Genomic DNA, 20,986 nt, shown 5'->3' on the forward strand with positions numbered 1-20,986 from the left:
TCGCATTTAAGAATATGATTTTAAATGTAAATTTAAATGGTCTAAATTTTGCTTTTAGCGTCTAGACAATCAATTAGGCGACTAAATATGGGTACTTTAGAGCTGCATCAACAACAAAAAACCGAGCGCTTGACCGATGCATTCCGGATATTTAACGAACTTTCAGAAAATCTGGCGCATTCTTACCAAGGTTTGGAAGAGCAAGTGGCCAAGCTCAATCGGGAGTTACAGGCTGCCCGTAGCGAGCGTTTAAATACGCTGATTGAGAAGGAAAAGCTCGCCAGCCGCTTGCAACAAATTCTGGCAGCCTTGCCGGCGGCAGTGGTTGTGCTTAATTCGCACGGTTTAATCATCGATTGCAATGTTCATTCCGTGGATTTTTTGGGTGAACCTTTGCTGGGCCAATTATGGTCGAGTGTGGCTGCGCGCAGTCTGCAACCGGTGTTCGAATCGCCGCATGAACGACAGCTCCGAGACGGACGTAAAGTCAATATAACCCACAGTTCCTTGGGTAACGATAACGAGCAAATTATTTTGTTATCGGATGTCAGCGAATTGCGTTCCTTGCAAGACACGCTGGCGCAGCACAAGCAATTGAGCGCAATGGGCGAAATGGTGGCCGGTCTGGCGCATCAGGTGCGCACACCGTTGGCGACAGCGATTTTGTATGCGTCGCAAATGAGCAAACCCGCGATAAGCGACGAAAAGCGCCAACAGTTCTCCGAGAAAATTTTAGAGCGTCTGCATCACCTGGAGCGCCAAGTGAACGACATGTTGATTTTTGCTAAACAGGGTCGAATGGCCATGCAAAGCTTTTCATTGCGGCGGCTACTGGCGCATCTTGCCGAAGCGGCCGATAGTTTTGCCGGCGAATTTAGCATCGAAAACCGCATCAGCACCGATCAGTTACTTGGCAATGAGGATGCGCTGCGAGGGGCGCTACTGAATTTAATCAATAACGCGGCCGAGGCGGGTGCGCGCAACATTGCATTAACGGTCCGGCGCAGCGATTTAGGTTGTATCGACATCAAGGTGACGGATGATGGGCCCGGTATAGCCCAAGCCCAGCAAACTAAATTATTCGAACCGTTCTACACCACCAAATCCAATGGCACCGGCTTGGGGTTGGCGGTGGTGGACAGTGTGGCACGCGCCCATGGCGGCAGTGTCATATGCCGTTCGACGCCGGGGCTGGGGACGAGTTTTAGTTTGAGTCTGCCCTGTGTCAGTCAATACACCCTCGGCTTATCCGTCGGTCATGCCAAAATGGAGCAAAATGATGAAACAGTATGATGTACTTATCGTTGAAGACGACGTGGCTTTATGCGAGGCCCTATGTGATACCTTGGAAATCGAAGGCTATCGGGTCATCTCAGCTAAACACGGTATCGAGGCTTTGAGCCAATTAGCCAAGCATCCGGTCCGGCTAGTAGTCAGCGACGTACAAATGCCGGTGATGGACGGTTTTCAGCTCTTACAGAATATTCAGCAAAAGTTCGAACAGTTACCGGTGTTGCTGATGACGGCTTACGGCACCATTCCCAAAGCGGTGGAAGCTATGCAGTCCGGTGCGGCCGACTATCTGATCAAACCGTTCGAAGCCGGGATGTTGGTCGATAAGGTGGCGTCGTTGATTACGCGGCAAGCTCCAGTGGTTAACGAGCGGGTGGTGGCTGACGAGAGTATGAAAAAGCTTTATGCACTGGCCAGTAAGGTAGCCAAAACCGACGTGACCATGTTGCTGGAAGGCGAGAGCGGTACCGGTAAGGAAGTGCTGGCCCGTTACGTTCATCGCAACTCGCATTATCATGCCGGCCCGTTCGAGGCTATTAATTGCGCGGCGATTCCGGAAAACATGCTGGAAGCGATGTTGTTCGGTTATGAAAAAGGCGCATTTACCGGTGCGATTCAATCGGCGCCCGGCAAGTTCGAGCTGGCGCAGGGCGGCACCTTATTACTGGACGAGATTTCCGAGATGGATATTTCGCTGCAAGCCAAATTGCTGCGGGTGTTGCAGGAAAAAGAGGTTGAACGCCTGGGTAGCCATCGCAAAATCGCGCTGAACGTCAGAATTTTGGCGACTACCAATCGCAAATTAAAAGAGTATGTGCAGGACGGCCGGTTTCGCGAAGATCTATATTTCCGCTTGAGCGTATTTCCACTCAAAATTCCGCCACTCCGGGAACGGACGGGCGATATTTTGCCGCTGGCGCTGGAGTTGTTGCACAAGCATAGTCCGGCTGGGAAAGCGGTCGGCGGCTTTGACGAGGCGGCCATGATCAAGTTGTCTGAATACAGTTGGCCGGGTAATGTCAGAGAGTTGGAAAACGTGGTGCAGCGGGCCTTGATCCTGCAAAGCCGGCATCAAATTGGCGCCGACGACCTGATTTTTGAGGAAGATATGTTGGTTTTGCCGAGTTTGCCCGCTGCTGTGCAAAGTCTTGCCGTAGAATCGCGGCAAACCGACGGCGAGAATAGCCCTTTCGAGCTCGGCAGCTTGGGCGACGGCGTGCGTTCGGCTGAGGAAAAAATCATTTTGCAAATGTTACGCGACGTCAGCGGCAGCCGGAAAACCACAGCCGCCAAGCTGGGTATCAGTCCGCGCACCTTGCGTTATAAAATTGCGCGGATGAAAGAGGCGGGAGTGATGGTACCAGGTTAAATCTTGGCTTGAAAAATGCTTATGCTAAGCAAGGCAACCTAAAAGAGTCATTATCATGTCAGATATGAATGTTAACCAAGTGCTCGCACAAATGCGGGCCATGTCCATAGAGGCCGGTGCCAAGCCACAGCCTAGCGACACCTCCGGCGATTTTGCCGCCATGTTGAAACAATCCATCGACGCAGTGAATAACACTCAGCAAACCGCCAGCGGTTTGGCTAAATCCTTTGAGATGGGTCAGAGCGACGTCAGCTTGGCGGAAGTGATGATTGCCTCGCAAAAAGCCAGCGTTTCCTTTCAGGCCATGCTCCAGGTGCGTAATAAACTGGTGGATGCTTACAAGGACGTGATGGGCATGTCAATGTAGGCAGCGGAAGATAAGCCATGAGCGAACTAGACAGAAATCTACCGATGGAGGCCCATACCCAATCAAGTATGGCAAACGCCGACAAAATGCACCCTGCATTGAAAAGCCTGAGCAAAATGCCGATGGTGCGCCAGCTGGGTCTGATGCTGGGTTTGGCGCTTAGCGTGGCAATAGGCGTGGCGGTGGTGTTGTGGTCGCAGGCCCCGTCTTACGATTTACTGTTTTCCGGCGTGGCGGAAAAAGATTCTGCGGAAATTCTCGATGCGCTGAGCAAGTTAAATGTCGATTACAAGGTCGAAACCGGCTCCGGCGCGATCATGGTGCCGGCCGATAATGTCCGGGAACTGAAATTGAAATTGGCCGCACAAGGCCTGCCGCGCAGTGCCAGTCTGGGCTACGAACTGCTGGATAAAGACAATGGCTTCGGCGCCAGCAAAAATGTCGAGCAAATGCGCTTTCAACGCGCATTGGAAGGCGAAATAGCCCTGACTATTCAAACTATTCAAAACGTCAAATCTGCGAAAGTATTGCTGGCCATTCCGGTGCAGTCGGTGTTTGTCCGCGAACGCAAAAAACCCAGCGCTTCAGTAGTCGTCGAGCTGTATCAAGGCCGCACCCTCGAAAAAGAACAAATTGAATCCATTGTACACTTGGTCGCTTCCAGTGTGCCTTTGATGGAAGCCAGCCAGGTGACGGTTGTGGATCAGAAAGGCCGCTTGTTGAACAGCAAAGAAGGCGGCGAAGATATGTCCTTATCCAGTAAGCAGTTCGAATACAAGAAAAATATAGAGGAACATCTGCGTGGCCGGATCGAAAACATCCTCACGCCACTGGTGGGCGGTGACGGCATGCGGGCACAAATTTCCGCGGACGTCGACTTTACCGTGACCGAAAAAACGCAAGAAATGTTTAACCCGGATTTGCCCGCCCTGCGTAGCGAGCAAACGCAGGAAGAAAATAACTCCTTATCCAAAGTGCAAGGTGTGCCCGGCGCTTTATCCAATCAACCCCCTCCCACGGGCACCGCGCCGGAAGTTGCTAGCGGCCAGGAAAAACAAGCCGCCGCAGAATCCGGTTCCGGCTCGTCCAACAAAACCGCGACCCGTAATTACGAACTGGATAAAACCATTACTCATACTAGACTGGCCACAGGTGCCTTAAGACGCTTGTCGGTGGCGGTAGTGGTCGACGATAAAAAAGTAGTGCAAGCCGACGGTAAAGCGACCTTAGTGGCTTACTCGCAAGAAGACCTGAATCAACTTCGCGACTTGGTCAAACAGGCAGTGGGTTATGATAACAGCCGCGGCGATCAGGTAACGGTCACCAATGTCGCGTTTAGATTGCCCGATGCGCTGGAAGAAGTCCCTTCCGAACCCATCTGGCAACAACCCTGGTTTGCCAGCGCGCTGAAACAATTGGCCGCCGTTGCTGTGGTGGTGTTGCTGATCATGGGGGTATTGCGTCCCGGTCTGCGCACCTTGGTGGCGAAGGAAGAACAGTTAGAAGCCCTTGAGCAAGCCAAAGCAATCGCGGAAGCGACGGGTGGTGTCGTGCGTTTCGACGAGACCGGCAAGCCGGTGGCTGTGGCGGTGTCGGTGGATGAAGAAACCGGTGAAGTACGCACCATCACCACTGGCGTGGAGGATTTATTGTTACTCGAAGCGCCGCAAAGCTATGAAAAACGTTTGGAATATGTGCAAAAACTCATAGACGAAGATCCTAAATTGGTCGCGCAAGTGATCAAAACCTGGTTGAAAGACGATGGCTGAGCAAGAAAAATTAACGCATGCGCAACGGGCTTCGCTGCTGTTATTGGCGGTGGGACAGGATAGAGCAGCCTCGGTATTGCGGCATATGGGACCGAAAGAAGTGCAATTGATCGGTTCGAACATGGCGCAGCTTGGGCCGATTAGTTCGGGCATGGTTGATGAGGTGCTGGAAGAATTCATCATCGAAATCAAAAACGAAACCGGCCTGGGTCTGGACTCCGACGAATACATTCGCAATATGCTGACCAACGCGCTGGGCGCGGATAAAGCCGGCAGCATCATCGACCGGATTTTGTTGGGAGCCAACAGCAAGGGTATCGAACAACTGAAGTGGATGGATACTCGGTCCATCGCCGACTTGATTCGTCTGGAACATCCGCAAATCATTTCCATAATTTTGTCCTTGCTGGATGCCGATCAGGCCGCCGACGTGCTGACCTTATTGCCGCAAAACATGCGCTCGGATATTTTGATGCGCATCGCCACGCTGGAAGGCGTGCAACCCGCCGCTTTGCGCGAGTTGGACGACATCATGGAGAAACAGTTGACCGGCAGCGATGGCGTCAAATCCTCGCAAATCGGCGGTATCGATGCAGCGGCCAATATCCTTAACTTTATCGAAAGCGGTATCAGCGATCCGATGATGCAAGACATCAACGAAGCCAACGCCGATTTGGGCCAACGCATCCAGGATAAAATGTTTGTGTTCGGCGATTTGATCAATGTCGATGATCGCGGTATTCAAACCCTGTTGCGCGAAGTGTCCACCGATCAGCTGCTATTGGCTCTGCGCGGCGTGGAAACCGGTTTACGCGACAAAGTGTTTGCCAATATGTCCAGACGCGCGGCGGAAATGCTGCGCGATGATTTGGAAGCCGCGCCGCCTGCGCGTTTGAGCGAAGTCGAAGCCGCGCAAAAAGATATTCTGGCGATAGCCAAACGCTTGTCCGATGCGGGTGAAATAGCTTTGGGTGGCGGTGGCGGTGGCGATGAGTTCGTCTAAGGGCAATAAGTTTTCCGAGTCTGAATTACAGGCTCTGGATCGCTGGACCAATCTGCAGGATTTCAGCAACCCGCGTTCCGAAGCCGTCGAATTGGAGGAAGTAACCCAGATTTTGACCGCCGAACAGATTGAAGAAATTCAAAAGCAGGCCTACGCAGAAGCCTTCGAACAAGGTAAGCAGCAAGGTTATGTGGACGGGCAAAAGGAAGGTTTTGAAGCAGGGCGCAAACAAGGCTATGAAGAAAGCGTGCATTTGCTGCAAAAGCAAGCGGCCGAGTTCGCGAATTTACTGGAGGCGCTCAGCGAGCCCTTCAAACAACTCGACGAGTCGGTCGAGCAGGAGTTGGTGAAATTAACCATTGCCATTGCCAGTCAATTGATTCGCCGGGAATTGAAGTTAGAACCCGGCGAGATCGTCGGCGTAGTCAGGGAGGCGATCAATGCCTTGCCGCTGGCATCTCAGAAGGTCACCGTCAACTTGCACCCCGAAGATGCGGCCTTGGTCCGCACCGCGTTAAAACTCGATGAAAATATGCCGCCTTGGCGCTTACAGGAAAATCCCTTGTTGAGTCGTGGCGGTTGTACCGTTGAAACTGAAATGTCCAGAATCGATGCCAGCGTCGAAAGCCGGGTAGCCGCCGTGATCGCCACAGTATTGGGCGGGGAGCGCCGCGAGGATTTTGGGCGATGATTCCCAGTGCCGACCGTTCCGATTTATGGCTGGCGCGTTTGCAGCCGTATCGGGAAAGATTGGCTGCGGACCCGCTGGAATTGGTGGTCGAAGGCAAATTGTCGCGGATGGTGGGCTTAACCCTGGAAGCGGAAGGTTGCCGGGCGGCAATCGGTTCATTGTGTCAAGTAATTACCAAATCCGGCAAGATCATCACGGCTGAGGTCGTCGGTTTTGGCGGATCCCGCTTATTTTTGATGCCGACCGGCGATACGCACGGCCTGGAACCGGGCTGCCGTGTCATTCCCATGGGCAAGAACAGTCTGGCCAGCGTCGGTTTTGGTTTATTGGGCCGGGTGCTAGACGGTGCCGGCAAGCCCTTGGATAGTAAGGGGCCGCTGGATACCGATGCCAAGGTCTCGTTATCCGGCGTTACCATCAATCCGCTCAGCCGCAAACCGATCCGCGAGGCGCTGGATGTTGGCGTGCGGGCGATCAACGCCATTCTCAGCGTCGGCCGCGGTCAGCGTATGGGCTTGTTTGCCGGCACCGGCGTGGGCAAGAGCGTGTTGCTGGGGATGATGACCAAGTTCACTAATGCCGATGTGGTCGTGGTGGGATTGGTCGGCGAGCGGGGGAGGGAGGTCAACGAATTTGTGTTGAAAATTCTTGGCGAAGAAGGCTTGCGCCGAGCCGTGGTAGTCGCCTCGCCGGCTGACGACTCGCCGTTGATGCGGGTGCACGGCGCCTTGCTGGCGACCAGTATTGCCGAATATTTTCGCGACCAGGGCCTGGACGTGTTGTTGCTGATGGACTCTTTGACTCGTTACGCCCAGGCTTATCGGGAAATCGCTTTGGCGATAGACGAGCCGCCGGCTACCAAGGGCTATCCGCCCTCGGTGTTTGCGAAATTGCCGCAATTGGTGGAACGTGCCGGTAACGGCGACGAAGGTGGCGGTTCGATTACTGCGTTTTATACGGTATTGGCGGAAGGCGACGATACCAACGATCCGATTGCCGATGCGGCGCGAGGTGTGTTGGACGGCCATGTGGTGCTGTCGCGGTCGTTGGCGGAGTCGGGGCACTATCCGGCAATCGATATTGAAGCCTCGATCAGCCGGGTGATGCCGGACATCATAGAACCGGAACATCTGCAAATGGCGCGCGATTTGCGGCGTTTGTATTCCATCTATCAACAGAATAAGGATTTGATTAGCGTCGGTGCTTATCGGCCGGGAGCCGATCCGCGCATCGATAAAGCGATAGAAAAAAATCCGGCGATCATGGATTTTCTACAACAAAGCATGGACGAATCGGTGGACTTGAGCCGGAGTCTGAGCGAGTTAGCGCAATTGCTGGCGAGCTGATGAAAAAGTCGCAGCGACTGAAAGTCATTATCGACTTACATGCGCGTCAGGAACATGACGCTTTGCAGGCTTTGGGTATCTGTCAGCAAAAACTCCAAGAGCAGCAGGCCCAGCTGGAAAATTTACAAAGTTACCGTTTGGATTATTTAGGTAAGTTCGCCGTCAGACAGCAGGCGGGGATCAACATCAGTCAGTTGATGGAATTCAGGGCTTTTGCCGATAAGCTCGATCAGGCTATCGAAAGCCAGCAGCAGACCGTAAGCAACCATGAACGTGAGATGCAGCGGGCCCGTAAGCGCTGGGAAGAGGCGCATCAACGTACCAAAAGTTTGCAAAAAGTCAGTGAGCTGGCTTTGATTGAAGAAATGAAAGTCGAACAAAAGCGCGAGCAGGCCGAGCAAGACGACCGGGCGGCGCGATCAGGACGCAAGGATGGCACGGGAAGTGCTTGATTAAATAAAAATGTCAGGAGAAATGCCATGAATATCCAAGGTTTAAATCCGCTGTCTCTATTAGCCTCCGCCGATAGCGCCGGTGCTGCGACGACAGCTCTATTGGGCGAAGGTGGTGGTGGCGTGTTTTCGGCGACGCTGCTTGAGCAGCTGGCACAATTGCAAAACAGTTTATTGAGTAAAGGGGCGGCCGGTGACGCCGGCTTGGCGAATTTACAGCAGCTGGGCGGATTGGGGGCGGATGCTCTGAACAGTCAAAGCTTGCAGGATTTTACCGCTCTATTCGGCAAGAGTTTGCCGACGGCAACCAAACTTGATCAGGATATTAATCTCGACGATACCATGCAAGCCTTAGCGGATGTTTTGCAATACTTGCAAGGCTTGGAGGCCACCGGTGCCGCGCCGCAAGCTCCGGTTTTACCGGTTGCATCGGCCGATCAAGAGAATCTTGCCGATATAGTGACGGAAAATATCGAGGCTGCACATGATGAGCAGGCGGTGAATGCTGCGATCTATGTAAGCACGCAAGCTCAGCCCTTGCCGGTGGCGGATAGCGTGAGTGTTGTTAACGACGCGCTGAAATCAGCGGTAGCAACCAGCGAGGCGATGTCTGCGATCAAAAACAGTCCGGAGCTGTTGAGTATGGATGCCAAAAAAGAGGCGTTGACGGCATTGAGTGGCGCTGATGAAGGGCGGAAGACGATGGTAGCGGAGAGCGGTTTTGCCAAAACCCTGGCCGCCGAAGACGGCGCGTCCCCGCAATTTGCGCAAGACAGCGCGGCTGATACTTTTCAAACCGAGCAGCGCGATGTGCCGAAGCAGCAAATTGGCGGTAGCGAGGCTGATGTGGGGTTATCGAGAATGACGGCCGACATCAACCAGCTGAATAAATCGGTAAATAGCGTCGGGCAAACGTCAGCGCCGACGATAGAAAAACATTTGACTCATCCGGAATGGAACACCGAGCTGGGCGAAAAATTGTTGTGGATGCATAAACAAGCGGTGCCTTCCGCTGAAATTCGGCTGAATCCTGAGCATCTCGGCCCTATTTCCATCAAGATCGATGTCAATCAAGATCAAGCCAATGTGGTCTTCACCGCCCAGCACGCGGCGGTCAGGGACGCAATCGAAGCGGCAATCCCCAAGTTGCGGGAAATGTTGGGTGGGCAAAACTTGAATTTGGCGGATGTTAATGTTTCCCAGCAACAATCAGAACAAAGACCGGGGCGCGAGTCCTTCCAAATGGCCGGCGAGCAAAATCGCAGTGGCAATAGTCAAAGCCAAGGCCATGCCGATACTGCGGCAACCGAGCCCTCCAACACTATGCTCGAAGAAATTGAAGCAGGCCGTGCCATCGCCAGTAATGGCTTATTGAGTCTGTTTGCCTAGTCAACTTTAGGCGCTGTTGAAAAATTGCTTTGCAAAAACAGCGCCTATTTCTATAATGCCCAGCTTTTTGGGGAATTTATCCCCACCCCTTGCCTCACTGTTCAAGCGGATGGGAGGCTTTTAAACCCGTAAGGAGAAATCATGCGACATTATGAAATTGTCTTCTTAGTCCACCCTGACCAAAGTGCTCAGGTGCCGGCTATGATAGAGCGTTATAAATCCACCGTTGAAGAAGCCGCAGGCAAAATTCACCGTTTGGAAGATTGGGGCCGTAGACATTTGGCTTACCCTATCAAAAAAATTCATAAAGCACACTACGTGTTGATGAACATCGAATGCGATCAAGCCACTCTTGAAGAACTGGAAAGCGGTTTTCGTTTCAACGACGCCATTCTGCGTAGCCAAACTCTGGCGCAAAAAGCGGCCGTAACCGAGCCTTCCGCGATTGCTGTCAGCGGTAACGACGGTCAAAAAGCCGGTAGCCGAGTTAAGGAAGAAGTCGAAGAAGAAACCGAAGAAGCTGAAGTAGAAGTCGTTGAGACTGAAGTCGCAGCGGATTCCGAATAATCAACATTGAACCAAGAGAATTGTGATGGCACGTAACAACATTAGACGCAAAAAAGGTTGCCGTTTTAGCGGCGAAGACGCGATCAAAATCGATTATAAAGATCTGGATTTATTGAGCGAGTATGTTACCGAAACCGGCAAAATCATTCCTAGCCGCATTACCGGTACCAGTGCGAAATATCAAAGACAGCTGACTTCCGCTATTAAACAAGCGCGTTTCCTGGCTTTGTTGCCGTTCTGCGACGCACACAAGTGATTTAGCACGGGGGGCGTAGCGCGTGCAATTTCTGGCCACTTTCATTATGAAAGGACGGATGCAGGCCATGACGGTCGCATCCAGCCTGGCCTTGCTATCGCTGCTGTTTCCTCCTGTCAGTATCGTAAGTTCAGCCGCTGTCTCATTGGTAACATTGAGGCGTGGGGCTAGCGAAGGCTTGTATGTGCTGATGTGCTCATGTCTGGCTGCCGCCGTATTAAGCACCTTATTGATCGGTAATTACCAGTACGCATTGCTTTACGGTCTGGCCTTTTGGCTACCGGTTTGGCTGATTTCGATAGTACTGCGCGAAGGCCGTTATCTGACACTGGCAATTGAAATTGCCGTGTTGCTGGGTGTGGCGGTGGTGCTGGGTATTTACATGATTCAGGACCAACCGGTACAGCTTTGGCGCGAAGTGTTGAGCTTTATGCTGCAGCCCATGCTTGAAGGCAAAACCGATGTGCCGCTTGAGCAAATTAGGCAGTCTGCAGAATTGTTGGCGCATTTCATGTCCGGAGTTGCCGCGGCAGGCAGCGTTTACGGCTTGCTGTTCGGTTTGTTTTTGGCCAGATGGTGGCAAGCAGCGCTATACAACCCGGGCGGTTTCAGAGCCGAGTTTTTGGCGTTGAAAGGGCATGTGCATCTGACATTAGGCACCTTGTTGGTGGCCGGAGTAGCCATGCTGACTTCCGGTAAAACCGCGGAACTTTGTTGGAACGTGCTACTGGTGCTGCTGGTGACCTACACAATGATAGGCACCGCAGTGTTGCACGCGGCGTTCTCGGTGATGAAGGGTAGTCGTTTCATGGTGCCTTTTTTATATGTCACATTGATGTTGATCCCGCATGTGATGGTGGTGATCGTGTTATGCGGACTGACTGACACCTGGCTGGACTTACGAAATAAACTAAAACCAAATGGAGCGTAAGCTCCCGATTTTTCGACAATCAAGTCGATCTAAGAGGTAGAAAACGATGGAAGTCATTCTTCTGGAAAAAACCGCCAATCTGGGTAACCTGGGCGATAAAGTAACCATCAAAGCGGGTTACGGCAGAAACTATTTGATCCCGCAAGGCAAAGCAGTGCCTGCTACGCCCAAGAAAATCAGAGAGTTTGAAGAGCGTCGCGCCGAGCTGGAAAAACAAGCGGCTGAAAAATTGGCTGCTGCAACTGCTCGCGGCGAAGCAATCAGCAAATTGAACGTATCCATTGCCCACAAAACCGGCGACGAAGGCCGTTTGTTCGGTTCTGTTGGTACACAAAACGTTGCTGATGCCATTACCGCTGCCGGCGTAAAAGTTGAGAAGCACGAAATCCGTATGCCAAACGGCGTCATCCGTAACATCGGCGAATACGACATTGCTATCAATCTGCATACCGACGTCGTTATTACGCTGCCGGTAAAAGTGGTAGCCGAGTAAAACCGTGATCATCGTAACCGGTGGCGCCGGCTTCATCGGCAGCAATCTGGTATTGGGCCTGAATGCCCGCGGTTATGATGATATTTTGGTCGTCGACCATTTGACCAACGGTATCAAATACCGGAATTTGGTCGAGTGCAAGATAGCGGATTATCTGGACAGAAGCACCTTTTTGGAACGACTGCAACAAGGTGCTTTCCATGCCGAAGCGATAGAAGCCATATTTCATCAGGGCGCCTGTTCCAGCACGACAGAGTGGGACGGCCGTTACATGATGGACAATAATTATGAATACAGCAAAACGCTGTTTCATTATTGCCAAAGCCATAAAATCCCGTTTATTTACGCCTCCAGCGCCGCTACTTACGGTGCCGATTTAACCTTCAAGGAAGAACTGGCTTATGAAGGTCCGCTGAATGTCTACGGTTATTCCAAGTTTCAGTTCGACCAATATTTGCGCAGACAGCAAAAATTGACCGCGCAAGTGGTGGGTTTACGCTACTTCAATGTCTACGGTCCGCGCGAAGCCCACAAAGGCAGTATGGCCAGCGTAGCCTTTCATTTGAATAACCAGATCAAAGATTCCGACGAATTACGCTTATTCGAAGGTTGCGACGGTTACGGCAACGGCGAGCAGCGCCGAGATTTTGTTTATGTCGGCGATGTGGTAGATATTAATCTTTGGTTTCTGGATAACCCGCAAGTGTCCGGCATCTACAACTGTGGCACGGGTCGTAGCCAGACCTTTAATGACGTAGCCAATGCGGTGATCAAATTTCACCAGCGCGGCCATATCAAATATATTCCCTTCCCCGAGCACCTGAAAGGCTGCTACCAAAGCTTCACCGAAGCCAATCTGGATAAATTACGCGCCGCTGGTTGCAAACATTCGTTCCAAACCGTCGAGCAAGGCGTACAACTTTATATGGAATGGTTGAACGGCTAGTCAGGTTAATTTCTGTCATCGATCCAGATGATTTTTATAAGCAAATAACGACAAATCTCGATTTTTCTACAGCATGGTCTGGAGCCCGGTTGTAGAATATTTCCCTAATTCGTCAACAGTAACTGCCGAGAACGCAGATGAGTCCCCGCAAGGCAATTCGCATTGCCCATTCCTGTTTAGCTGACCCCCAGCGGGCGGTCGAAGAGCTTGCTTTAGGTTTGCAGCACGCCGACACCACCTTGGTCATTTTCTTTTGTTCGAATAGTTATGACCGAACTGTGCTGGCTTCCGAAATAAGACGTCGATTTCAAGGTATCCAAGTGCTTGGCTGTACGACTTCCGGCGAAATTGGCGGTGCAGGATTACGTCAACAAAGCCTGGTAGGTGTCGGCTTTTCCGCACCGGATTTTATTGCAACCAGTGGCCTAATTCCTAATTTGCAACAGTTTCGCATCGCCGAAGGGCACGCGCTTGCCAACGAGCTTTTGTATGGCTTGCAAGATAGAGTGACGCATCTTAACGCGGAAAATTGCTTCGGTTTTTTATTGATCGACGGCTTATCGGTGCGCGAAGAGCAGGTCACCCATGCGATACAAGACGCATTAGGCAATATCGCCATGATTGGCGGCTCGGCGGCCGACGACTTGCAGTTCCATAAAACATACGTTTATTGCGAGGGCGACTTTCATGCGGACAGTGCCGTGTTGTTGCTGGTGCATACCTCGTTACCGTTCAAAATATTCAAAGCCCAGCATTTTGAGCCGACCGCGGAAAGATTGGTGGTCACTCTCGCCGATGCCAGACGCCGCGTCGTATATGAAATCAACGGCCTACCAGCCGCGTCGGAATACGCCAGACTCATTGGGGTTTCGGCAGACGCTTTAAGCCCAGCGCACTTTGCCGCGGCGCCGGTCGTGGTATCTATCGACGGAAACTATTATGTGCGGGCGATTCGTAGCGCCAACCAAGATCAAAGCCTGACTTTTTACTGCGCGATTGAGGAAGGCTTGGTATTGAGAGTGGCGCTGGGCGTCGATCCTATCGAAAGTCTGCAACAGGTGTTTGCCGAAATTCGGGCCGAGATAGGCCAACCTCAGGTTGTTGTCGCTTGCGATTGCGTCCTTAGAAAGCTTGAGCTGGTACAGCGCGGGTTGACGGCGCAGGCGGAACAAATCCTGAGTGATAACAGGGTGATAGGTTTCAATACTTATGGCGAACAGTTTCGCGGCGTGCATGTGAATCAGACCTTCGCCGCGGTTGCCATCGGGGCAGTAGATAGGTGTGGCGAGGATGATTGATACAGATGCACTCGATATAGAGAGCGGATTAAGGGCGGAAATCGTTCGCCTGAATAAGGTGGTGGAAGCCTTAATGAATCGAGTAGAGCATAGTTCCACTCAACACTATTCGGATTTTGATCAGTTTCAAACCACCATCATGCTGGAAAATTTGGTGCGGGTGCGGACAAAGGAACTGGATGCGGCATTGCGGGAAAACCAGAAGATCAATCGGGCCCTGCAGGAAGCCGAGGAGAAATTTCACCGGGTGCTGGATCAATCCTTGGTCGGTATCACCATGATTATCGAAGACCGCTTTCATTATGTGAATCCCAAGTTCGCGGCAATCTTCGATTACCCGGTCGATGAACTCATGACGATGGACATCATGGAACTCGTCAGCGATGCCGATGAACCTACCGTGCGCGCAGCGATGCAGAAAGCGCTGAACCAAGAGCTTGCCAAAATTAATTTTGTCGCCAACGCCGTGCGTAGGAATGGCCAAATGATCACGGTGGAGGTATCGGTGAGTCCGGCCATAGATATTGGTGGCAAGCCTGCATTGATAGCGGTCTTGGCGGATATTAGCGAGCGATTGCGCTCTGAGCGGCAAGTCCAAGCGCTACACGAGCAACTCCAATATCAGGCGATTCATGATCCGTTGACCGGACTGTATAACCGCCTGTTCCTCAACGAGAATTTGGAACGTGAATTGCTGTTGGCAGAGCGACAAGGCTACGAGGTGAGCGTGGTGATGAGCGATCTGGATCATTTTAAAATGATCAATGATTGTTATGGGCACCAGGCCGGTGATGCAGTTTTGAAAGCATTTGCCGACATCCTGAAGCATCATGCCCGCGCCAGCGATTTGGATTGCCGTTATGGCGGCGAAGAGTTTTTTCTGGTGTTGCCGGATACTTCGCTGCAAACCGCTAGTGAACGCGCCGAATCGATACGTTTGGCGTTGGGCGCGCAGCCCATTGCCGTTGCCGACATCAGTATCCATGTCACCGCATCATTTGGTGTAGCCACCTACCCGGCAAACGGTCTATCCCCGGTGGCCTTGATCGGGGCAGCGGACAAAGCGCTCTATCTAGCTAAGGACTCTGGCCGCAATCAGGTCGTCGCAGCTGCCCAGCCATTGCAATAGGCGTTTTTAGTCCACTTTCCGGATAGCCCCGATTCGGTTAATTTCTGCTGCGAAGTGCTTGCCGATTGCTCGCCGCTGCTGAGGTTGACCGCTTCTAGCTGCAGCCTGGCCGCGCTTTATTCGATACGGTAGATGCCGGTGTTCTGGCGGATTCGGCTCAACGCGCTCAGCATGCGTGCGATTTCGTGCGCCCGGCACCATCGCCCGCGGATTTACCAAAACACATTCTCGATACTTTCGCACGGGGCGTAACCAAACCTAGAATGTCGCTGCCAATCAGGGATTCGCCGCAAAGCGCTGTGGCATATCACGTATTTTCTCTGTCTGTCATTCCCGGTATGTGCCGGCGAAAAAACTTAATAGCCTGATTTCTATTTGCTTGTACGATTGGGCGCGTATTGTGCTGATAACATCAGGACAATAACGCAGCGATGGCACATGTCCGACCAAGTATTTTCCACAAAACCTTCCGACAGCGGCGAGCAAGCCGAACTCAGCGCCGAACAGTTTGCGGCATTCATCGATAAACATCGCGATGAACTCAGTCGTTTTATCGTGCGTAAACTGGGTTCGGAAGACCTGTCCGCAGACATACTGCAAGATGCTTATTTGCGCCTGAGCCGCCAGCAAACCCAGGACACTATCGAGAATCCACGGGCTTTCGTGTTTCGGGTTGTCGGCAATCTGGTGATCGACTACCAACGCCTTAGCGCGAATCGGCTCAAGCAGGACGTCGACGACGACACCTACAACGCCGTTCCCGAACACTCCCCCGGCCCCGAGCAGCGTTATCAGCAGAGCCAGCGCTTGCAAGCCATTCATCAGGCCTTGGCTGAATTACCCGAAGACTGCCGTCTGGCTTTTTACTGGAACCGGGTCGAAGGTCTTAGCCATACCGAAGTCGCGGCCCGCCTGCGCATTTCGGAAAGCATGGTTGCCAAGCATCTGGCGCGGGCCATGCGGCATTGCCGGGACAGACTCAAGCAACATTGAAGCAAATTGCCGGCCGCCCGGAAAATATCAGCAAGAACCGCCGCGTCATCCGTCATAATAGTTTCAACCGTCCACACCTTATGCCGATGAGTAACGCACCCGTTTCCGAAATCACCACCTTGTCCGATCAGGCCATTGATTGGGTGATACGGCTGCGCGCCGGAAACGCCGGCGAGCAGGAGCGGCGTGCGGCCGCCGAATGGCAAAATCGCAGCCCCTCGCACCGTCGCGCCTTTGCCGAGGCCGAACAACTGTGGTTGGACATGGGCGAGGGCTGGTCGGTAACGGATCTGCCGATACCGGCGCAAGCCATGGGCCGCCGGTATAGCCGGCCCGTCTGGCGAGGCTTGGCCGCGGCCGCGGTTGCCTTGGCGCTGGTGTTGCCGTTTTCCGGCCTTGGCGACCGCTGGTTCAGCGACTATTACACCGCTGTCGGCGAACAAAAAACCGTAACTTTGGCCGACGGCAGCCAGGTACTGTTGAATACCGATACCGCATTGACGGTTGCCTATTCGGATGCCAGCCGCAAACTGACATTGAAACACGGTCAGGCCTTGTTCAAGGTCGCCGCCGACCGCAAACGGCCGTTTGAGGTAGCTACCGATACCGCAGTGGTCAAAGCCTTAGGCACGGTCTTTGAAGTACTGCAGCAAGACCACGCCGCCCGCATCACTGTGCAGGAACACGCGGTGGGTGTCAAAGGTCTGCACGCCCCGGATTACCCGCCTGACGCTCGAATTCAAGAAGGCCAGCAAGCGGTTTACAGTGCCGCCGACGGCCTGCAAGCCGCAGTGGCGGCCGATCCGCAGCAAAGCGCCGCCTGGCAGCGCGGTAAACTGGTCTTTAAAAATCAAGCCCTGGCCGATGTAGTTGCGGAACTGGACCGCTATTTCCCCGGAAAGATCGTCATCAGCGACGCCAAACTGGCGGCGCTAAGGGTTAGCGGCGTTTTCCCGCTGGCGGACCGCGCCGCCACGTTGGTGATGCTGCAACAAATCCTCTCGGTAAAAATCAGCCAAATCACGCCGTGGTTGACCGTGTTGCACGGCTAGCGCAAAATAATCCCGCCGCCATTACAAGATTTTTCCAACCGTCCGTCTTAATCGGTACGCGGCAATGGTGCCGCCGCCACGTTAAGGACTACAGATGAAAAAATCACTCGATACCGGCAGCGTCCATCCCGGCCGGGCCCGTATGTTTAAACCCAAGCCTATTGCCGCATTATTACTGCTCGGCACTGTCAGCCTGGCCGCGATGGCCGGCGACGCCGCGCAAGCCTTCAATATCCCGGCGCAAGCCCTGGACAGCGCGCTGACCGAACTCGCCTACCAGACCAACCTGCGCTTGCTCTATCCGGCGGACCTGGTCGGCAAACTCCGCTCCAGCCCGGTGTCCGGCCAATACACCCCGGAGCAGGCCATGCAGCGGATGTTGCAGAATTCGGGCTTGACTGTGCGGAAGACGGCGGACGATACGTTTACGGTGGAACCAGCCGCGACTGCCGAGCCGCGCGTGGCGGCTACGATGCCGGCGGTGACGGTGGTGGGGAAGGCGGTTTATGATTCGACTGATCCTTATAACGCTGATTACAGCCTGCCTAATGCTTCCACTGCGACCAAGACTGACACGCCGATCATGGAAACACCGTTTTCGGTGCAGGTAGTCTCCAAGCAGGTTTTGCAAGACCAGCAAGTGACACGTCTCGAGCAGGGGCTAAAGAACGTTAGCGGAGTAACGGTTTTTCCAGGCAACCAAGGATTCACTGATAGTTTTATCATGCGCGGCTTTCTGAATGATACAACCTATCGCGACGGCGTATTATTGCCAACGATCTTAGGTGGAGGGACGACTAAACGAGAAGTAGCTAATCTTGAGCGGGTTGAGGTACTTAAGGGGCCTGGCTCGATTTTGTTCGGTCGGGCAGAACCGGGCGGCATTATTAATATGGTTACAAAGCAACCGCTTTCAACACCTTATTATTCAATGCAGCAACAGTTCGGTTCCTATGACTTTTATCGAACAACAATTGATGCAACTGCACCAATAACAGATGATAACTCTCTGTTATACAGGCTTAATATTGCTTATGAAAATGCCGGATCATTTCGTAATTTCGTTGATAACGAGCGCGTATTTGTCGCACCGGTGCTGAAATGGAATATAAGCGAGCAAACTCAAGCAACATTTGAAATGGAGTACCAGCACTTTAACGAATCGCCAGATCCTGGAATCCCTCCGCTTGGAAATAGGCCTGCAAATGTACCCATTGAAACGGCATTACACGAACCTCTTGTGAACAAAAATGATGGGGACAGAGTGATGGTTGGATTTAACTGGTCACACCAATTTAACAACGATTGGAAATTAAGCCATCGTTTCACTTCGGAATTTTTCGATTTCGACAACCGAACTTTGTTCTTTGGCTCTGCTGCTGCGAACGGGGCTGTTTCTCGGTCTTTCAATCTTTCGCCTGAAACTGAATCTCAGCGCTACATGAATACAGTAAATTTATCTGGGAAACTGACAACCGGATTTGCTCAACACACCTTGTTATTTGGTTTCGACCACTTTCAGGAAGATGACAAAATTCGCGGAAACTGTTGTACGCCTGCTCCCGCCTTTAATATTTTTAACCCGGTATATCTTAGCACTGCTCCACAATTGAATTCTGTTGATCGCAATAACTATACTCAATCCTGGTATGGACTCTATTTTCAAGATCAAATTGAGCTGCCCTATGGTTGGCACCTATTAGGCGGCTTTCGATATGACAATGCCGAAGGTGAAAATCATCTCCTAGGTCGGGTAACATCCAAAGAAGACCGAATTAGTCCTCGTGGCGGCATACTTTGGCAGGCATTGCCCTGGTTATCGTTGTATGGGAGCTATACCGAAAACTTTGGCCCGTCCAGCACCTTATTTAGAAATGATAATCTAATCCTTCCTCCCCAATCGGCGCAACAATGGGAAGCTGGCTTAAAAACAGAGTTTTGGGATGGTAGATTAAGGGCTACGTTATCTTACTTTGAACTTACTAAGCAAAATATCCGCGTCCCCGGTACGACACCGCCGCTCTTCACCCCTAGAGCAGTTGGTGAAGCTGAAAGTCATGGTATTGAATTTGAAGTAACCGGTGAAATTCTACCTGGCTGGAATGTAATAACCGCGTATGCCTATACGCCATATGCCGAGATCACCAAAGACAATACCAATAATGGAGGTCCCGGCAATACAGGCAAGCGCTTATTTTTAGCGCCGGAACATTCCGGCAGCGTTTGGAGTACCTATGAGTTTCGAAATACTGCATTCAAAGGTCTTAAATTTGGCGCTGGAGCTGTTGGATTAGACCAAAGACAAGGGGATTCGGCGAACTCCTATCAATTGCCAGGATTTTTGACAGTAGGGTTAATGACAAGTTACGAGATGAAAATTGGAAAATCCAAAGTAACTACTCAGTTCAATGTCGATAACTTACTGGATAAGGAATATTACTCAGGCAGTAACAGCGGCAATTTCATAACAATAGGTACTCCAAGAACTTTTATGGGATCGGTTAGGGTTGAGTTCTAATTTCTGGTTCCCAACCTCTAGCTTGGGAACCTCGGCCTTGGAAGCTCCAGCTTCCTAACTCTACAGGAAGCAAGAGCTTCCAAGTGATTGGTTCCCAAGCGGGAGCTCGGGAACCAGGGGTGCTGTTCTCGTTCCCACGCGCTGCGTGGGAATTCCAAACTCCGGCCGCGCTGCGGCACGAAATTACCGTACCCGCACGATTGAGTTTAAATCCCTAAACGCAAGGGATCGGCTTCCCGCCCGATGGTTTAAAACCCGTTCCAAACCCCGTCCGAAACCTTACGGGCGGGGTTTAGGTCAGTGAGTTTGACGCTTGGCTAATACTGTCCGGAACCGGCTCGGCGTGGCTAAATGTGCGACAGCCAAGCAGGTTTCGAATTGATTAAACTCGACAGGCTGAAGCCCACGCATTCTGCTTGCCTGATGTGCAAAATATCTGTACAAAAATCACATCATTTAACCAAGAGGAGCTGCTCATGTCTGTACGTTTCAATGTTGTGTTGTCCGATGATCTGAATCGCGAACTGGACAAGGCCGCTGAGGAAGGCGATACCAATAAAAGCGAAATTTTGCGCAAAGCGATCACCCTGTATCTGGCGGCCAGGGACGGACGTCGGCGCGGCCTGAAAATCGGTTTGGTCGAACCTGAAACTCAAAAGCTGGAAACCGAAATTATCGGCTTATGAGCCATATCGATCTCAATAATCCGCCGCCCAATCATACGTTCAGCGTCTCGGTTGACCGGTAGGAAGCCGACGCCGAACGGAATGTCCGCTTATTCAAGGATTTAGCGCTATTTGTTGTTGCGCTCGGTTTTGTGGTTTTAATCGTCTGGTTGTGCTACGCCACTTTGGTGGCAACTACCACCAGCGCGGAGGAAAAAAAGTGGGCGATGTCGATCTTATCCGCGGCGACAGGCGGGATAATCGGTTATCTGTTGCGTAAATAATTCACCGATTCTTGGCGGGGCGGGGAGTTATCCCTGACCTTCACAATCCACCCGCTTTAAAATTTCGCTAAAACCTCGCTCACCGGAATTACACCCGCCCCAGGCGACAGCTCCAGACCTTGCCGATTACCGCCAACGGCGTATGCTTATCAGGACAAGCATAACAACAGCCAAG

Annotated in this window: 20 protein-coding genes; all 20 read left to right on the top strand. The window is 52.2% G+C overall.

All coding sequences use genetic code 11. The features are described from left to right. The first annotated feature begins 87 nt into the window (after window positions 1-87). The 20 genes from DDY07_RS02510 (at window position 88) to DDY07_RS02605 (ending at window position 20,548) form a co-directional block, all read left to right on the top strand. The gene (locus DDY07_RS02510) at window positions 88-1,293 is read left to right on the top strand and encodes a PAS domain-containing sensor histidine kinase (RefSeq protein ID WP_171694691.1); all 1,206 of its coding nucleotides are present in this window, start codon (window positions 88-90) and stop codon (window positions 1,291-1,293) included. After that, entirely contained in the window at window positions 1,277-2,662 is a 1,386-nt protein-coding gene (locus DDY07_RS02515; RefSeq protein WP_301539337.1) for a sigma-54 dependent transcriptional regulator, read from the top strand. Before DDY07_RS02510 ends, DDY07_RS02515 begins: the two co-directional genes overlap by 17 nt. Before the next feature lie 55 nt (window positions 2,663-2,717). Further along, window positions 2,718-3,029, top strand: a complete 312-nt coding sequence (fliE, locus tag DDY07_RS02520; RefSeq protein ID WP_033157335.1) for a flagellar hook-basal body complex protein FliE — start codon at window positions 2,718-2,720, stop codon at window positions 3,027-3,029. Window positions 3,030-3,046: 17 nt separating this feature from the next. Beyond that, window positions 3,047-4,798, top strand: coding sequence for a flagellar basal-body MS-ring/collar protein FliF (gene fliF, locus DDY07_RS02525; protein WP_171694692.1), 1,752 nt, complete (start codon window positions 3,047-3,049; stop codon window positions 4,796-4,798). Continuing rightward, window positions 4,791-5,801, top strand: a complete 1,011-nt coding sequence (gene fliG / locus DDY07_RS02530; protein WP_033157336.1) for a flagellar motor switch protein FliG — start codon at window positions 4,791-4,793, stop codon at window positions 5,799-5,801. The genes fliF and fliG overlap by 8 nt, the downstream gene beginning before the upstream one ends. Next, entirely contained in the window at window positions 5,788-6,492 is a 705-nt protein-coding gene (locus DDY07_RS02535; RefSeq protein ID WP_171694693.1) for a flagellar assembly protein FliH, read from the top strand. Before fliG ends, DDY07_RS02535 begins: the two co-directional genes overlap by 14 nt. Then, the gene (fliI, locus tag DDY07_RS02540; protein WP_033157338.1) at window positions 6,489-7,838 is read left to right on the top strand and encodes a flagellar protein export ATPase FliI; all 1,350 of its coding nucleotides are present in this window, start codon (window positions 6,489-6,491) and stop codon (window positions 7,836-7,838) included. The genes DDY07_RS02535 and fliI overlap by 4 nt, the downstream gene beginning before the upstream one ends. Then, entirely contained in the window at window positions 7,838-8,290 is a 453-nt protein-coding gene (fliJ, locus tag DDY07_RS02545) for a flagellar export protein FliJ (protein WP_171694694.1), read from the top strand. The genes fliI and fliJ overlap by 1 nt, the downstream gene beginning before the upstream one ends. Before the next feature lie 27 nt (window positions 8,291-8,317). Then, complete coding sequence (locus DDY07_RS02550) at window positions 8,318-9,679, top strand: flagellar hook-length control protein FliK (protein ID WP_171694695.1); 1,362 nt, start codon at window positions 8,318-8,320, stop codon at window positions 9,677-9,679. 141 nt (window positions 9,680-9,820) lie between these two features. Continuing rightward, the gene (gene rpsF, locus DDY07_RS02555; protein WP_033157341.1) at window positions 9,821-10,246 is read left to right on the top strand and encodes a 30S ribosomal protein S6; all 426 of its coding nucleotides are present in this window, start codon (window positions 9,821-9,823) and stop codon (window positions 10,244-10,246) included. Window positions 10,247-10,271: 25 nt separating this feature from the next. Continuing rightward, window positions 10,272-10,502 carry a 30S ribosomal protein S18 gene (gene rpsR / locus DDY07_RS02560; RefSeq protein ID WP_020482464.1) on the top strand — a complete coding sequence of 77 codons (231 nt, stop codon included), beginning with the start codon at window positions 10,272-10,274 and terminating at the stop codon, window positions 10,500-10,502. A gap of 67 nt (window positions 10,503-10,569) precedes the next feature. Further along, the gene (locus DDY07_RS02565) at window positions 10,570-11,433 is read left to right on the top strand and encodes a hypothetical protein (RefSeq protein WP_225893057.1); all 864 of its coding nucleotides are present in this window, start codon (window positions 10,570-10,572) and stop codon (window positions 11,431-11,433) included. 46 nt (window positions 11,434-11,479) lie between these two features. Further along, window positions 11,480-11,926 carry a 50S ribosomal protein L9 gene (rplI, locus tag DDY07_RS02570; RefSeq protein WP_033157343.1) on the top strand — a complete coding sequence of 149 codons (447 nt, stop codon included), beginning with the start codon at window positions 11,480-11,482 and terminating at the stop codon, window positions 11,924-11,926. 4 nt (window positions 11,927-11,930) lie between these two features. Then, window positions 11,931-12,872: an ADP-glyceromanno-heptose 6-epimerase gene (gene rfaD, locus DDY07_RS02575; protein WP_033157344.1), complete on the top strand. Its 942-nt coding sequence runs from the start codon at window positions 11,931-11,933 to the stop codon at window positions 12,870-12,872. Window positions 12,873-13,009: 137 nt separating this feature from the next. Further along, window positions 13,010-14,170 carry a nitric oxide-sensing protein NosP gene (nosP, locus tag DDY07_RS02580; protein WP_171694696.1) on the top strand — a complete coding sequence of 387 codons (1,161 nt, stop codon included), beginning with the start codon at window positions 13,010-13,012 and terminating at the stop codon, window positions 14,168-14,170. Then, window positions 14,163-15,299, top strand: a complete 1,137-nt coding sequence (locus tag DDY07_RS02585; protein WP_171694697.1) for a sensor domain-containing diguanylate cyclase — start codon at window positions 14,163-14,165, stop codon at window positions 15,297-15,299. The genes nosP and DDY07_RS02585 overlap by 8 nt, the downstream gene beginning before the upstream one ends. Window positions 15,300-15,737: 438 nt before the next feature. Next, complete coding sequence (locus DDY07_RS02590) at window positions 15,738-16,292, top strand: RNA polymerase sigma factor (RefSeq protein WP_171694698.1); 555 nt, start codon at window positions 15,738-15,740, stop codon at window positions 16,290-16,292. 86 nt (window positions 16,293-16,378) lie between these two features. Further along, window positions 16,379-17,344, top strand: coding sequence for a FecR family protein (locus tag DDY07_RS02595; protein ID WP_253734388.1), 966 nt, complete (start codon window positions 16,379-16,381; stop codon window positions 17,342-17,344). Window positions 17,345-17,438: 94 nt separating this feature from the next. Then, window positions 17,439-19,862, top strand: coding sequence for a TonB-dependent receptor (locus DDY07_RS02600; RefSeq protein WP_171694700.1), 2,424 nt, complete (start codon window positions 17,439-17,441; stop codon window positions 19,860-19,862). Window positions 19,863-20,338: 476 nt separating this feature from the next. Further along, window positions 20,339-20,548, top strand: coding sequence for a CopG family transcriptional regulator (locus DDY07_RS02605; RefSeq protein WP_171694701.1), 210 nt, complete (start codon window positions 20,339-20,341; stop codon window positions 20,546-20,548). The last annotated feature ends 438 nt before the right edge of the window (window positions 20,549-20,986 follow it).

It is taken from the genome of Methylomonas sp. ZR1, from assembly GCF_013141865.1.
GTDB lineage: Bacteria > Pseudomonadota > Gammaproteobacteria > Methylococcales > Methylomonadaceae > Methylomonas.